This is a genomic window from Achromobacter sp. Root565 (genome assembly GCF_001427425.1).
GTDB classification, from domain to species: Bacteria; Pseudomonadota; Gammaproteobacteria; order Burkholderiales; family Burkholderiaceae_B; genus Achromobacter; species Achromobacter spanius_D.
Genome location: NZ_LMGO01000005.1, coordinates 540,273 through 554,831 on the forward strand (window position 1 = coordinate 540,273; position 14,559 = coordinate 554,831).

11 protein-coding genes are annotated in these 14,559 nt (G+C 66.3%); 5 read left to right on the forward strand and 6 right to left on the reverse strand.

The features are described 5' to 3' along the window. Positions 1–34: 34 nt before the first annotated feature. The gene (gene smc / locus ASD71_RS19145) at positions 35–3,568 is read right to left on the reverse strand and encodes a chromosome segregation protein SMC (RefSeq protein ID WP_056568236.1); all 3,534 of its coding nucleotides are present in this window, start codon (positions 3,566–3,568) and stop codon (positions 35–37) included. A 264-nt stretch (positions 3,569–3,832) separates the two neighbouring features. Here smc and lplT point away from each other — a divergent pair, with 264 nt between their 5' ends. Then, a complete protein-coding gene (gene lplT, locus ASD71_RS19150) occupies positions 3,833–5,146 on the forward strand; it encodes a lysophospholipid transporter LplT (RefSeq protein WP_056568239.1) in 1,314 nt (437 codons plus the stop codon). 74 nt (positions 5,147–5,220) lie between these two features. On the opposite strand, the gene ASD71_RS19155 is transcribed toward lplT, so the two are convergent. Both ASD71_RS19155 and tsaB read right to left on the reverse strand, forming a co-directional pair. After that, complete coding sequence (locus ASD71_RS19155) at positions 5,221–6,252, reverse strand: uracil-DNA glycosylase (RefSeq protein ID WP_056568241.1); 1,032 nt, start codon at positions 6,250–6,252, stop codon at positions 5,221–5,223. Continuing rightward, entirely contained in the window at positions 6,249–7,505 is a 1,257-nt protein-coding gene (gene tsaB / locus ASD71_RS19160; RefSeq protein WP_056568244.1) for a tRNA (adenosine(37)-N6)-threonylcarbamoyltransferase complex dimerization subunit type 1 TsaB, read from the reverse strand. Before tsaB ends, ASD71_RS19155 begins: the two co-directional genes overlap by 4 nt. 131 nt (positions 7,506–7,636) lie before the next feature. Here tsaB and ompR point away from each other — a divergent pair, with 131 nt between their 5' ends. From ompR to ASD71_RS19180, 4 genes are all read left to right on the forward strand, one after another. Beyond that, positions 7,637–8,371: a two-component system response regulator OmpR gene (ompR, locus tag ASD71_RS19165; RefSeq protein WP_003813882.1), complete on the forward strand. Its 735-nt coding sequence runs from the start codon at positions 7,637–7,639 to the stop codon at positions 8,369–8,371. Positions 8,372–8,375: 4 nt separating this feature from the next. Next, the gene (locus ASD71_RS19170) at positions 8,376–9,803 is read left to right on the forward strand and encodes an ATP-binding protein (protein ID WP_156395248.1); all 1,428 of its coding nucleotides are present in this window, start codon (positions 8,376–8,378) and stop codon (positions 9,801–9,803) included. Positions 9,804–9,863: 60 nt separating this feature from the next. Further along, positions 9,864–10,412 (forward strand): peroxiredoxin, encoded by a 549-nt coding sequence (locus ASD71_RS19175; RefSeq protein ID WP_006217982.1) that lies wholly within the window; start codon positions 9,864–9,866, stop codon positions 10,410–10,412. A 76-nt stretch (positions 10,413–10,488) separates the two neighbouring features. Next, complete coding sequence (locus ASD71_RS19180; protein ID WP_013392160.1) at positions 10,489–11,007, forward strand: carboxymuconolactone decarboxylase family protein; 519 nt, start codon at positions 10,489–10,491, stop codon at positions 11,005–11,007. Positions 11,008–11,107: 100 nt separating this feature from the next. Here ASD71_RS19180 and ASD71_RS19185 read toward each other — a convergent pair whose 3' ends face one another. The 3 genes from ASD71_RS19185 to ispD all read right to left on the reverse strand — a co-directional run bounded on the left by ASD71_RS19185 (position 11,108) and on the right by ispD (position 14,546). After that, entirely contained in the window at positions 11,108–13,198 is a 2,091-nt protein-coding gene (locus tag ASD71_RS19185) for a DUF4344 domain-containing metallopeptidase (protein WP_056568247.1), read from the reverse strand. A 176-nt stretch (positions 13,199–13,374) separates the two neighbouring features. Continuing rightward, positions 13,375–13,866: a 2-C-methyl-D-erythritol 2,4-cyclodiphosphate synthase gene (ispF, locus tag ASD71_RS19190; RefSeq protein WP_056568250.1), complete on the reverse strand. Its 492-nt coding sequence runs from the start codon at positions 13,864–13,866 to the stop codon at positions 13,375–13,377. Further along, positions 13,863–14,546: a 2-C-methyl-D-erythritol 4-phosphate cytidylyltransferase gene (gene ispD / locus ASD71_RS19195; RefSeq protein WP_056568254.1), complete on the reverse strand. Its 684-nt coding sequence runs from the start codon at positions 14,544–14,546 to the stop codon at positions 13,863–13,865. The genes ispF and ispD overlap by 4 nt, the downstream gene beginning before the upstream one ends. Positions 14,547–14,559: the final 13 nt, after the last annotated feature.

A 14,559-nucleotide genomic window follows, 5' to 3' on the forward strand; every position in this document is an offset into this window, starting at 1 on the left:
CGCCAGGAAGGCGGCGCCTTTCTCAATATTGGGTTTATGCCGCTTCGGAGGCCATCATCTGGACGGCCGAATCTATGTCTACCGCAACGATACGCGAAACCCCTTGCTCTTGCATGGTTACGCCGATCAATTGCTTTGCCATCTGCATCGCAATCTTGTTGTGCGAGATGAAGAGGAACTGCGTCTGCTCGCTCATGTTGGCGACCAAGTTCGCATAGCGCTCGGTGTTGGCGTCGTCCAGGGGCGCGTCCACCTCGTCCAGCAGGCAGAATGGCGCGGGGTTCAGCTTGAAGAGCGCGAACACCAGCGCGGTCGCGGTCAGCGCCTTTTCGCCGCCCGACAGCAGATGGATCGTGCTGTTGCGCTTGCCCGGCGGCTGCGCCATCACCTGCACGCCGGCGTCGAGGATTTCCTCGCCGGTCATGCTGAGCTTGGCCTCGCCCCCGCCGAAGAGCTTGGGGAAGAGCTCGCCGAAGTGGCCGTTGACGATGTTGAACGTCTCTTGCAGCAATTCGCGCGTCTCGCGGTCGATCTTGCGGATGGCGTCTTCGAGGGTCTCGATGGCGGTCATCAGGTCCTGGTGCTGCGAATCCAGGAAGCCCTTGCGTTCGCGCGAGGTGTTCAGTTCGTCGAGCGCGGCCAGGTTGACCGAGCCCAGCGCTTCGATCTGGCGCGAGATGCGGCCGACTTCCTGTTGCAGCCAGCTTGCGCGGCGCCATTCGTCGGGCTGGTTGGCCAAAAACTGGGCAAGTTCCTCGCGGTCGACTTCGCGTGCGTTGAGCTGTTCGGTGAACTGCTCTTCGGCCAGGCGCGCGGCCTGCTCCTGCAGTTGCAGTTCCATGATGCGCGCGCGGCGCGGTTCCAGGGTCTGCTCCTGTTGCTGGCGGTCTTCGTCGGCGCCGCGCAGCAAGGCGGCCAGGTTCTCGAGCTCCTGGCGGGCGCGCGACAGCGCTTCCTCGCGCTCTGCGCGCATTTCCAGGGCGTCCTGCAGGCCGGCCTGCGACGCGGACGCGTCCAGCTCGACCAGGTCGCCCATCAGTTGTTCAAGTTCCACCGCGCCGCGCTGGCTCTGGTCGGCGGCCAGTTGCTGGTTGCGTTGCAGGTCGGTGATGCGCACCTGGATGCCGCGCTCGGCAAATTCGGCTTCCTGGGCGGCGCGCTCCAGTTCGCGCAGCCGGGTGCGGGCCGCCTCGGCTTGCGCCGCCAGCGTCTCGCCGTCCATTTCGGCATCGGCAAACTTGGACTGGTGCTCGGCCAGTTCTTCGTCCAACGTTTCGAAGCGGGCCTCGGCCTCTTCGCGGGTGGCGCGCAGGTCTTCCTCGTGCGCCTTGATTTCTTCAAGGTCCTGGCGCAGGCGCGAGGCGCGCTCGCCGGACTGTTCGGCCTGCTGCTGCAGCCGGGAGTGTTCCAACTGGATGTCGTGCACCCGGCGCGTGACCTCGGCCACGCGGGTGCGCGCCGGGGAGATGGCCTGGGACACCTGCTGCCATGCGGCTTCCGCGCGGGCCACGGCGGCGCGCGCCTGGTCGGCGATCAGTTGCTGGGCCTTGATCTCGCGCTGCAGGTTCTCGATTTCCTGCTGGCGGGCCAGCAGGCCGGCCTGTTCGGAATCGGGCGCGTAGAAACGCACGCTGTGCGCGTCGATCAGATGGCCGGCCTTGACCACGCAGGCGGCGCCGGCGGGCAGGGTCGCCCGCAGGGCCAGGGCCTGGGTCAGGTCATTGGCCGTATAGACGCCGGCCAGCCATTCGTTCAGCAGCGTGCGCAGGTCGGGATCGGTGATGCGCAGCAGGCTGGCCAGTGGCGTGAAGCCGGCCGGCGCCGTGGGTGCGGGCGCCGCGACGGGCAACTGATAGAACGCCAGCCGGGCGGGCGGCGCGTCTTCGGCAAAGGCGCGCGCCCAATCCAGGTTGCGCACCTCCATCGAGGCCATGCGTTCGCGCAGCGCCGATTCCAGGGCGGTTTCCCAGCCCGGCTCGACGTGCAGCTTTTGCCACAGGCGCGACAGCCCGGCCAGTTCGTGCTTGGCCAGCCACGGTTCCAGCGCGCCCTGCTTCTGCACGTCCTCCTGCAGCTTCACGAGCGCGGACAAACGGGCTTCCAGGCGGGCCAGGTTCTGGGCTTCGGTCTGGGCGCCGCCCTGGGCACGGCTGCGCTCGGCGTCGGCCTCGGGCACACGGCCTTCCAGCGTGGCCAGTTCTTCCTGGGCGGCCTCGAGCTGGTCTTCGCCGGCGGCGCGGTCGCCAGCCAGTTGTTCAAGGCGTTCAGGGTCGGGGCTGTGCAGTTCGCGCAGTTCCTGTTGCAGGCGTTCGCGGCGCTGCTCCAGCGTCTGCATCTGGCGGTCGGCATCGCGCTGGGTCTGTGCAACCAGCGCCAGGTTCTGCTCGACGCGGGCCAGGGCCGCGCGCATCTCGTCGCGGCCGGCGGCGGCTTCGCGCACGCGCTGCTCGACCGAGGGCAGGCCGGCCTGCGCGTCTTCAGCGGTGGCGCGCGCCTCTTCGGTGCGGGCCGCGGCGGCGGCCAGGTCGTCTTCAGCCTGGGCGATCTGTTCCGTGCAGTGCTCGCGCTGGCTGGTCCATTCCGCGATCTGCTGCTGGAGTTGATCGCGGCGCGCCTGCAGGCGGTTGCGGGAGTCGACCACGTGCCGGATTTCGGCTTCCAGGCGGCTGACCTGGGCATTGGCCTCGTACAGGGCGCCCTGGGCGGTATGGACCGCGTCGCTGGCGGCGTAATGGGCCTGGCGCCGGGATTCCAGCGCGGCCTCGCCGGCACGCAGCCCGGCGATGGCGGCTTCCAGTTCGTTCTGGGCCTGCGCCATCTCCTGGGCCTTCTTGGCGCGCTCTTCGCGCGCCCCGGTTTCCTTCAGGAACCACAGCGAATGCTGCTTCTTCTCGCCGTCGGCCTGGAGCTCGCGGTAACGCGTGGCCACTTCGGCCTGGGCTTCCAGTTTTTCGAGCTGGCTGTTCAGTTCGCGCAGGATGTCTTCGACGCGGGTCAGGTTCTCGCGCGTGTCGGACAGGCGGTTTTCGGTCTCGCGGCGGCGTTCCTTGTAGCGCGACACGCCGGCTGCTTCTTCCAGGAAGACGCGCAGTTCTTCGGGACGGGCTTCGATCAGGCGGTTGATCATGCCCTGCCCGATGATGGCGTAGCCGCGGGCGCCCAGGCCGGTGCCCAGGAAGATGTCGTGGATGTCGCGACGCCGGACCTGCTGGTTGTTGACGAAATAGCTGCTGGTGCCGTCGCGGGTCAGGACCCGGCGCACCGCGATTTCGGCGTAGGTGCTCCATTGTCCCGCAGCGCGCCCCTCGCTGTTGTCGAACACCATTTCGACCGAGGCCCGGGCGGCCGGCTTGCGGTTGCCCGACCCGTTGAAAATGACGTCCTGCATGGATTCGCCACGCAGTTCCGACGCCTTGGCCTCGCCCAGCACCCAGCGCACGGCGTCAATGATGTTCGATTTGCCGCAACCATTGGGCCCCACCACGCCGACCAGCTGGCTGGGCACGGGGATGACGGTGGGATCGACGAAGGACTTGAAGCCGGCGAGTTTGAGCTGAGTAAGGCGCACAGTACGATGACGACGGGGTGGGTTGAACGAAAGGCGTTAACGGACCTGCCGCACAGATTGCAAACCGGCCCAAGAAGGGCCGGCTCTCATATGGGTCGTATGATACCGCAGGCAGTCTGAACCCAGACGTTGGGGCCGGGCAACCCGCGGGCAAACGCGCAATGGCTGGCCGCAAGGCTCCGGCTATACTCCCTGACACTTTTTGGCACGACACATAATTTTCACGCGGACTGGCCGGGCTCTGGCCGAAGAACGGGGACATTCTTGAAACGTGGTTTCTATCTGGTCATGGCGGCGCAGGCCTTCTCGTCATTGGCGGACAATGCGCTGTTCATCGCAGCGATCGCCTTGATACAGGAGTTGCACGGCCCTGACTGGCTGGCGCCCATGATGAAATGGTCGTTCGCGCTGGCCTATGTCGTGCTGGCCGCCTTCGTCGGCGCCATCGCGGACTCCTACCCCAAGGGCCGCGTGATGTTCTCCACCAATGCCCTGAAGGTCGCGGGCTGTCTGCTGATGTTTTCGTACGCCAGCATAGGCGTCGCCCCCGAATACCAGACCTGGCTGGTCTGCGCCGCCTACGGCGTGGTGGGCATCGGCGCCGCCGCCTACTCGCCCGCCAAGTACGGCATCGTGACGGAAATGCTGCCGCCGACCATGCTGGTCAAGGGCAATAGCTGGATCGAGGGCCTGACGGTCTTCTCCATCATCCTCGGCACGGTCCTGGGCGGCCTCCTGATCTCCTCGTCGGTATCCACCGCCCTGCTCAGCCACTCCTTCATTGGCAGCCTGGTCCACACGCCGGCCGAAGCGGCCATCCTTGTCATCGCCTTCGTGTACCTGCTGGCGGCGCTGTGCAACCTGATGATTCCCCGCACGCACGTGCGCTATCCGCCCCAGCAGAAGAACCCGGTGCGCCTGATCCGCACCTTCTGGGGTTACGTCTGCGTGCTGTGGAAGGACAAGCTGGGCCAGATTTCCCTGGCGGTCACCACGCTGTTCTGGGGCGCCGGCGCCACGCTGCAGCTCATCGTCATCGAATGGGGCCGCAGCCATCTGGGCTACCAGCTCGACAAGGCCTCGATGCTGATGGGCGTGGCAGCGCTGGGCACGGTGGTCGGGTCGATCCTGGCCGGGCGCATTCCGCTGCGCCGCGCGCTCGCCGTGCTGCCGGTCGGCGCCATGATGGGTCTCGTCGTGCTGCTGATGCCGCTGGTCTACCAGCCCTGGAGCGTCTATCTCCTCTTACTGCTGACGGGCGGCCTGGCCGGTTTCTTCGTAGTGCCCATGAACGCCCTGCTCCAGCACCGCGGCCACGTGCTGCTGTCGGCGGGCCATTCGATCGCCGTTCAGAACTTCAACGAACAACTCAACATCCTGCTCATGGTGGCGATGTACACGCTGCTGCTGTGGCTGCAACTGCCGATCAACGTGATCATCGTCATCTTCGGCACCGTGGTGGCCGTGCTGATGGTGGTGTTCATGCGCTGGAGCAAGCGCAACATGCAGGCCAACCCCGACCTGCATGACCAGATCGGCCAGGAAGGCCATGGCCGCGCGTTGGATTCGACGCACTGAGGCAAACGCGCCAAGTGCTTGATGCAGCAATAAAAAACCGGGCAGACGCCCGGTTTTTTATTGCCCGCTGCCCGCTACAGTTCGCGGGCGGCCAGCTTCAGATCCTGCCAGGCGCGCGCCTTCTCGGACGGGCTGCGCAGCAGATAGGCGGGGTGGTAACTCACGACCACCGGAATCTGCACGCCTTCGTCCGTCTTCAGGTGATGGACGCGGCCGCGCAGGTTGCCGATGGTGGCGTCGGTGCCCAGCAGCGTCTGCGCCGCGAACCGGCCCAGCACCAGGATGCGCTCGGGTTTCAGCAACGCAATCTGCCGCATCAGGTACGGGCTGCAGGCCGCGATTTCCTCGGGCTTGGGATTGCGGTTGCCCGGGGGACGGCACTTAATCACGTTGGTGATGAAAACGTCCCGCTCGCGGCTCATGCCCACCGCCGCCAGCATGGCGTCCAACAATTGGCCGGACCGGCCCACGAAGGGCTGGCCTTGGCGGTCTTCCTGTTCGCCGGGGGCCTCGCCCACCACCAGCCAGCGGGTGGGCTGGGCGCCCTGCCCGACGACCGCATGGCGGCGTCCCTTGCACAGGCCGCACGCCGCGCACGCCACGACCTGCGCCGCCAGCTGCTCCAGATTGGCATCCTTGACGGCCTCGGCCACGGGAATCGGCGGCGGCGCCGCTTCCTGGACCTCGACCTTCGGCGCGGGACGCGGCGGGGGACCGGTGCGGTTCAGGATCGAAGCGGGAATGGCTGATGCGCGTCCCGTTGCCGGCTCTGCCGGCTTGGGGGGTGCAACGGCGGGTGTGCTGACAGGTGTATCGGCGGGTGCAGCGGCCGGGGAGGCTTCGGCCGCGGGCACAATCGCCGGGCCGGGGCGCCGCGCTTCCACGGGAGCCAGGGCGACGACAGGGGAATGCGCCGCAGCGTTCGGCACGCCATCGGACACGGCGGCTGGCGCCACCACGGCCGTTTTGGCGTTCGGCGCGGCGGCCAGCGCCGCGGCCGGCGTGCGCAGCCACAGCCGCTCCATGCCAAGCTCGCGCAGCCAGATACGCTGCAACGGGTTGATGCGGGGCGGCGCCTGGCGCGGCGCGGCATCCATCGGGCTCATGCCGGTGCTCCGTGGGGTTCGCCGAAGCGCTTCTGCATGACGATGGCGTCCTCGCGGCCGCCCTTCTGGGCAGGGTAGTAGGCACGGCGGATGCCGATCTGCAGGTAGCCGTGTCCCTTGTAGAAACTGATGGCGGACGTGTTGGACGGCCGCACTTCCAGCAGCAGGCCTTCGAGCCCGCGTTCGCGCGCCTGCTGCTCGCACCAGTCGAGCATCACGCCGCCCAACCCCTGGCGATGCAGGTCCTGGGCCACCGCAATCACCAGCAGATGCGCCACGTCCGGCGCAAACATCAGGATGCAGAAGCCCGCCAGCTTGCCCTCGCGCCGCAAGGTCCAGGCGCCATAGCCCGACGCCAGCGCGTCCGTGAAGTTTCCGCGGGTCCAGGGGAAGGCCTGCACTTGGGCCTCCAGGGCCACGACATCGTCCAGATCGGCATCCGTCATGGGCTGCGGGACCGGCGCGGCAAGCGAGGGCTGCGCCTTGGGATTGCCGCCCTCGCCACGCAGGCGCTCGGCGGTGGTGAACGCCACCTTGTCGCGCACATAGAGCGGCGCGGCCAGCTCCGGCGCGAGCGTTTCGCCCCGCAACCAACCCTGGCGGGCAAGCCGCGCCACGCTGGCGGCCTGCGGCCGCTGGGCATCGACGGCCCGGCGCCATTCGGCGGGCACGGCCATGTCGGTGGCATAGGCCTCCCAGGCATCCCCGGCCAGCAGCGGCGTCAGAGGCTGGCCAGTCCGGGCCGACCAGTTCGGCAGATGGTGCGCCGTCCAGGGCACGACCTCGGCGGCGGCAATCAGCATGGGGGCCTGAAGCGTTTCCCAGACAGATTCATCGCCCGCCGCGTCGCGGCGGCGGTAGACTGCCAGATATACCTCGTTCATGCGGGCGTCCAGGGTCACGACGATCGCGTCGCCGGGCGTGCTCTCGACGTCGGCGGCCACGGCCTGGTGCGAAACAATGGGCAACACCGGGATGCCCAGCCCCAGGGCCATGCCCTGGGCGACCCCGCAGGCCACGCGCAGGCCAGTAAAGCCGCCGGGCCCCTGCCCGAACGCCACGGCATGCAAGCCGGACGGCGCGATGCCGGCCTCGGCAAGCAGCGCATCGGCCATAGGCAGTAGGCGCTCGGCGTGTTCCTGGGATCCTTCGTGTTCGCGGACGCTGATCTCCAGACGGCCGTCGACCGCCCGCAAAAGGGCCACGCCACAACGTGACGACGAAGTTTCCAGTGCCAGCAGGTTTAGTTCCATAGATGCAGATTGTACGAAATAAGCCGCTGTTACCCCCGGGTGTAAGGGGGATTTCAACCAGGGTTCGCAATGTGTAATATCTTGTGAACGCCCTCTAGCCCCGGGTTCTTGTCACTGTTACATTTCCGGCCATGAACACGCAAAACACCACCCCCACCCGAAAAATCCTCGTCGTTGACGACGATCCGCGCTTGCGCGATCTGTTGCGCCGGTACTTGTCCGAACAGGGATTCAACGTTTTCGTCGCCGAAGACGCCAAAGAGATGGGCAAACTCTGGCAACGAGAGCATTTTGACCTGCTCGTGCTGGACCTGATGCTGCCCGGCGAGGATGGTCTGTCCATCTGCCGCCGGCTGCGCGGTGGCCACGACAACACCCCCATCATCATGCTCACGGCCAAGGCGGAAGAAATCGACCGCATCGTCGGCCTTGAGATGGGCGCGGACGACTACCTGTCCAAGCCGTTCAATCCTCGCGAACTGCTGGCGCGCATCAATGCGATTCTGCGCCGCCGCGGCACCGAGGAACACCCCGGTGCCCCCAGCCAGGAAAACGAATCCATCGCCTTCGGCCCCTACGTGCTGAATCTGTCCACCCGCACGCTCACGCGCAACGGCGAACAGGTGCCCATCACTACGGGTGAATTCTCGGTGCTCAAGGTCTTTGCGCGCCATCCGAAGATTCCCCTGTCGCGCGACAAGCTCATGGAACTGGCCCGCGGCCGCGAATACGAAGCCTTCGATCGCAGCCTCGACGTCCAGATCTCGCGTCTGCGCAAACTGATCGAGCCGAACCCGTCCAAGCCCGTATTCATCCAGACCGTTTGGGGTCTAGGATACGTGTTCGTGCCGGACGGTGGTAGCTGATCGGCTGGCCCGCCCGGTGCAGGAGCGCAGCGTCGTGCCGCGCTTGCGCAGAACATTCAGGAACCTGACATCCCGTTTGCGGCTCGGCTTGTTCGGCCGCACGTTCCTTTTGCTCGCCGCGCTGATGCTGGTCAGCCTGGGCGCGTGGCTTCAAGTATTTTTCAGCATGGAGCTGGGACCGCGCGCCAATCAAATGGCGCAGCGGGTGATCACGGCCGTCAATATCACACGCACCGCGCTGATCTATTCGCATAACGGCGAACGCAGCAAGCTCCTTCTCGACCTGGCCACCAACGAAGGTATCCAGGTCTATCCGCGCGAAGTCACCGACTTCGCCGAAGCCCTTCCCGACGACGACTACTGGCAGCGTGTGGCGCAGCACATTCGCACGCGCTTCGGCCCGGAAACGCAGATCGCCTGGGGCGTGAACCAGGTGCCCGGCTTCTGGGTCAGCTTCCAGATTGAAAAAGACCTGTACTGGCTGGTGTTCGAGCGTGAACAGATAGGCCTCACAGGCGGGATCGAGTGGCTGGGCTGGGGCGCCACGGCGCTACTGCTGTCTCTGGTGGGCGCCGCGGTCAGCGTGGGCTTCGTGAACCGGCCGCTATCCAGGTTGGCGCGAGCCGCCCAGGTGCTGTCGCGCGGCGAAACGCCCGCGGCCCTGCCCGAACAGGGCCCGCTGGAAATCCGCGACCTGAATGCGTCGTTCAACCGCATGGCCAAGGACTTGCGCCAGGCCGAGGCCGACCGCGAGCTCATGCTGGCGGGCATCTCACACGACCTGCGCACGCCTCTTGCGCGCATGCGGCTCGAAATCGAGCTCAGCGGCGTGTCCGAAGACGCGCGGCAGGCCATCGACGAAGACCTGGGCCAGATCGACCACAGCATCGGGCAACTCATGGAGTACGCCCGTCCCGCGGGCACCCTGCCGCAGTTGGCCACCGACATTTCCGCCGTGCTGGCCGAACTGTACGAACGCGAACGCAGCCACACCGCCTCGCTGGGCGGCGAGTTGGACGCCTCGCTGGAACCTGGCCTGCGCGCCCGCATCACCGCCCTGGACCTGAAGCGTATCGTCAGCAACCTGATCGAGAACGCGCGCCGCTACGGCCGCTCGCCCGACGACGGCATGGCGCACCTGAACATGACATTGCAGGCCGAAGGCAGCATGATCGTCATCGAGGTGTCCGATCGCGGCCCCGGCATCGCGCCCGAGGACGTGGACCGCCTGCTTCGCCCGTTCTCCCGCGGCGAGGCCGCGCGCACCGGCGTCAGTGGCGCGGGACTGGGTCTGGCCATCGTCGAACGCCTGCTTAAGCACGTCGGGGGGTCGCTTCGAATGCTGCCCCGGGAGGGCGGCGGACTGACCGCGCGGATAGAGCTGCCCAAAGCCAAGTTTAGGAATTATCAATTAGACAACGATAATCCATAGCGTAGAATTTATGGTTTTGGGGCGATGCCTCATCTCCACCCAACAACTACGGGAGTAAACATGAAAACTGTTGGCGACAAACTCGAACCCTTCAAGGTCACCGGCGTCAAGCCCGGCTTCAACCAGCACGAAGAAAACGGCGTGTCCGCGTTCGAAGACATCACCGAAAGCTCGTTCCCCGGCAAGTGGAAGGTGATCTACTTCTACCCGAAAGACTTCACGTTTGTTTGCCCGACCGAAATCGTCGGCTTCAACAAGCTGGCCAAGGATTTCGAAGACCGCGACGCCGTCCTGCTGGGCGGTTCGACCGACAACGAATTCGTCAAGCTGGCCTGGCGCCGTGAGCACCCGGACCTGAACAAGCTGGGTCACTACCAATTCGGCGACACCACCGGCGCCCTGATCGACCAGTTGGGCGTGCGTGAAAAGGGTGCTGGCGTTGCGCTGCGCGCCACCTTCATCGTTGACCCGGACAACACGATTCAGCACGTTTCGGTGAACAACCTGAACGTCGGCCGTAATCCCGAAGAAGTTCTGCGTCTGCTCGACGGTCTGCAAACCGACGAACTGTGCCCGTGCAACCGTACGGTTGGCGGCGCCACGCTGTAATTTCCAGCCCGGCCCGGACCCTGCTCTGCAGGGGCCCGCGCCGGGCTTTAACTGCGCTAGATTATAGGTAAAAACTATGGAATTTCTTACGACCATTAAGGAACAGCTCCCGGATTGGGCCAAGGACATCCGCCTGAATCTGGACGCCGTGATCGCCCGCTCGACGCTGGCTCCCGAAGACGCCGTCGGCGCCGCCCTGTCCGCCGCCTATGCCGCGCGCAGCCCGGTGCTGGTTGAAGCCTTCAAGAGCGGCCTGTCGGAAGGCGACGCGAACGCCGCGCTGACCGCCTCCGCCCTCATGGGCATGAACAACACCTGGTATCCCTACGTGGAGATGACCGGCGACGCCCAGTTGAAGAGCCTGCCGGCCCAGTTGCGCATGAATGCCTACGCCACCCACGGCGGCGTGGACAAGAAGCGCTTCGAGCTGTTCGCGCTGGTGGCGTCCATCATCGGCAAGTGCCACTTCTGCGTGGCCTCGCACTACGAGAACCTGAAGAACGACGGCCTGTCGACCGAACAGCTGCGCGATGCCGGCCGTATCGCCGCCGTCGTCAACGCCGCCGCGCTGGCGCTGGCCGCCCAGGGCAAGTAAGCAGCCCTCGCCGCCCGTAAAAAAGCCCGCCTGCATGAAGCAGGCGGGCTTTTTCTTTTGCCGGTGGCGCGGCCCCATTGCGGGCAAGTAGAACGCCGGGCTATTTTCCGGCGGCGGGTTTCACCGGCGCGGTAGGCAGGCCGTTGGCGGTCCAGGCCTCCATGCCGCCGCGATACCAGTAGGCGCGCCAGCCGAGCGACCCCGCGCGCAACGCGCCGTTGTAGGCCGAGCGGTCATTCATGCCCGCGCCCATGAACACGATGGGCGCGTTGCGCTGCCCGCCGGTCTTCTTCTTCAGCCAGTCGTCCAGCGCGCCTTGCAGGTGGTCCGCGACGCTGCCGTCCGACCCGGCATCGGGCAGCGGGTAGGCGATAGGCAGCGTATCCCGCCCCGCGCTGGTGTCGATGATCAGGATGTTCTTCTCGTTATTGATCAGTTTGACCAGGTCGCCCGTCGTGATGACGTCGGCGCGCGTGTGCTTGACGGGCGTCGGGCCCCTGTAAGGCGACGAGAACAGCAGGCTGGTCGGCGGCACGCCGAAGTCCTTCAGTTCGTCGAAGGCGCCGGCGGGCAACGCGGGCATGCCCTGCCCCGCCGAGGGGGCTTGCCGCGGCGCTGTCTGCCCACCGCCCCCCTTGTTGGCAACGACCTCGCCACCGACCGTGCCCATTTCGATGTCGGAGATCATCACCGCGATGTTCTCGATCAGCTCGTAGCACATCGTGATCGATCCCTCACGCGGGTTGTACCAGGCGTTCAACTGGCCGCAATCCTTGAACGTCACATTGATCGGCCGCGGCAGGACGTAGGTCTTGCCCAGGTCCTTGACGCTGTTTGTGACGGCGTTGGAAAGGGCCGTCGCGAACAGGTTGCCGATCTTGCGCTTGGAGGGTTCGAGCACCACGTTGACCGGCGCGCCGGGCGCGTTGGCCGGTTGCTGGCCGTCTGGCGTCCAGGTGCCCACGCGGGTGTGGGGTGCCAACAGGTGGCGCCAGGCACGGTTCTGCTTGTTGAATTCGTCGGTGCAACGCGACTTGGTCCGGTCCTCGAACCCGACGTGCTTGACCACGGTTTCGAAGACGGCCGGATTACCGCCATACATGATGCAGAGCATGTTGCGAAAGCGCTTCAAGTCGCCTGTGTGCTCGTCCTGCCAGGCCGAATTTGTCGACGCCCCCCTTTTCTCCGCCAGCATGCCGCTGTAATACCACTGCAGGGCCGCATACGTGGCGGCCTCGCGGGCCATGACGTTGACGTCCTCATTGTCGGACGGGTAGATGGTGGGCTCGACGATCCGCAAGGCCGAATACATGTCGACCGCGTCTTCTTCCGCGCCCGTGGACGGCAGTTCCAGCTCGCCGATCAGGGCGTGCCCGAACTCGTGCAGGAAAATACTGCGCATGATGCCGATGTAGACCGCGACGATGCGCAGGGTGTCGCCGCCAAAGCGGGGATACGGACCGGCGCCGGCCAGCGCGGGCGTGTTGTCGGCGGGGGCCTGGGCGGGCGGCGACGCGGCCGACGGCACGCGGGGCGCGCCTGCCCCGGCGCTGCCCTGTCCGGCGGCCCCTTGCGCTCCGACCCCGACCGGCTTGCCGGCCACGTCCGAGATGATCATGAAATCGGCGATCCCGAACGTGCCTTCGTCATAGGCCATGATGCCGATTTCGCTGCCCAGTGCGGCCTCATCCTCGATATCGCCAATCTTCTGGCCATTGACCAGGAAGCGCGCGGCGCCCGGCACTTCCACCACGCGGATGCGGTCGGTGCCGTCCAGCTTGGCGACGTTGGGAACCGACGCGATGTCGCGGCGCTTCTGGCCTTCCAGACAGAACAGCAGGATGTTGCGGTCCGCGCGGATCTCCAGCAGGCACAGGCCCTTGCGCGCCGTGTTGTTCAGCGCGATGCCGATCGACGCCTTGGGACTCTTCGAGGTGACCATCACGTTGACATCGGTGATGCGGCCGTTCTCCGGGGCGGGACCCGGGTTGACGTAGAACGTCTGCTCGCCGCCCGGCACGTCGCTGTTGCGCAGCGTGAACCAGCCGTCCTGCTCGCCCACGTGCCAGCCCTGCAAAAGCTGCTGCTTGACCGTGCCGGCCAACGGACCCAGCTGCTTTTCATAGGCCGCGTGGGCAGAGGTAGCAAAAGCGGCCAGCACAAAAAGTAGCCCCGCGCCACGTAGTCGCATCTGAGTGTCCCTGATTAGTCAGATTTCAAGTCGCGCAGCGTAAGTCAGAACAAAGCGATCCGCTTATTTATTTGTTAAAGATGTATTCCAACGTAAAAGCCGCCCGGCCTGGCGGCACGGACGGCCGTCTATTCGAAGGGAGGGCGTGGCGCGAACGCCACGATGGGCATGGCGCGTCAGCTGTCCGCGCGCGCAAGCAAGGTGACGACCGTGGCCGCGATGCCTTCCTTGCGGCCCAAGTAGCCCAGGCCTTCGTTGGTCTTGGCCTTGATGTTGACCTCGGACTCGGCCAGGCCGGTATCTGCGGCGATGTTCTTCACCATGGCAGGGGCGTGCGGGCCGATCTTGGGCGCCTGGGCATGCAGCGTGGCGTCGATATTGACCGGCTTCCAGCCCGCCTTGCGCACGCGCGCCATGGCCTCGCGCAGCAGCACACGGCTGTCGGCGCCCTTGAACGCCGGATCGGTATCCGGAAAGTGCCGGCCAATGTCGCCCAGGCCCGCGGCGCCCAGCAGCGCGTCGGTGATCGCGTGCAGCAGCACGTCGGCATCCGAATGGCCCAGCAGGCCATGCGTATGGGGGATCGTGACCCCGCCGATGATCAGCGGCCGGCCTTCGACCAGCGCGTGCACGTCAAAGCCCTGCCCCACGCGAAAAGGAATGCTCATAGCCATTTTTCCATCAGTTCAAAATCGTCCGGCCACGTCACCTTGAAGTTGCGCATCGCGCCCGCGACCAGCAGCGGCGCATAGCCGGCGGCCTCGATGGCCGAGGCCTCGTCGGTGACGGTAACGCCGTTTACCGAGGCCGCGGTCAGCGCATCGCGCAGCACGCCCGCACGGAACATCTGCGGCGTCTGCGCCAGCCACAGGCCGTTGCGATCCAGCGTTCGCTCCACGCGCTCATGGCCGCCCTTGACCGTGTCGGCCACCGGCAGGGCCAGCAGCCCGCCCACCGGGTCGGCCAGGCACGCGTCGATCAGCCGTCCCAACGCCGCGGCGGGCAAACCCGGGCGAGCCGCGTCGTGCACCAGCACCCAGGTATCGTCTTCGACCCCGCTGTCGGCCAGCGCACCCGCGACCGTATCGGCGCGCGTCGCGCCACCGCAGGCACGCCAGACGGTGCGCGGCAAGCCGGCAAGCGCGGCGTCGACCCAGCCGTCGCCCGGCGTGACCGCCACGCGCACCTGCGACACGCGTGCGTCGGCCAGCAACGCGCATACCGCGTGGCGCAGCATGGGCTGTCCGGCCAATGGACGGTATTGCTTCGGAACGGCTTCGTGCCCGGGCCGGCTGGCGCGGGCGCCGACGCCGGCGGCGGGCACGATTGCGATGATTGAGTCAGACATGGTGCGGAGATTT

Bases quoted from the DNA above. Each gene is read 5' to 3' on its own strand.
- ASD71_RS19185 (WP_056568247.1), bottom strand. From the start codon at position 13,198: ATGCGACTACGTGGCGCGGGGCTACTTTTTGTGCTGGCCGCTTTTGCT.
- ispD (WP_056568254.1), bottom strand. From the start codon at position 14,546: ATGTCTGACTCAATCATCGCAATCGTGCCCGCCGCCGGCGTCGGCGCC.
- ASD71_RS19175 (WP_006217982.1), top strand. From the start codon at position 9,864: ATGAAAACTGTTGGCGACAAACTCGAACCCTTCAAGGTCACCGGCGTC.
- tsaB (WP_056568244.1), bottom strand. From the start codon at position 7,505: ATGGAACTAAACCTGCTGGCACTGGAAACTTCGTCGTCACGTTGTGGC.
- ASD71_RS19180 (WP_013392160.1), top strand. From the start codon at position 10,489: ATGGAATTTCTTACGACCATTAAGGAACAGCTCCCGGATTGGGCCAAG.
- ispF (WP_056568250.1), bottom strand. From the start codon at position 13,866: ATGAGCATTCCTTTTCGCGTGGGGCAGGGCTTTGACGTGCACGCGCTG.
- ompR (WP_003813882.1), top strand. From the start codon at position 7,637: ATGAACACGCAAAACACCACCCCCACCCGAAAAATCCTCGTCGTTGAC.
- ASD71_RS19155 (WP_056568241.1), bottom strand. From the start codon at position 6,252: ATGAGCCCGATGGATGCCGCGCCGCGCCAGGCGCCGCCCCGCATCAAC.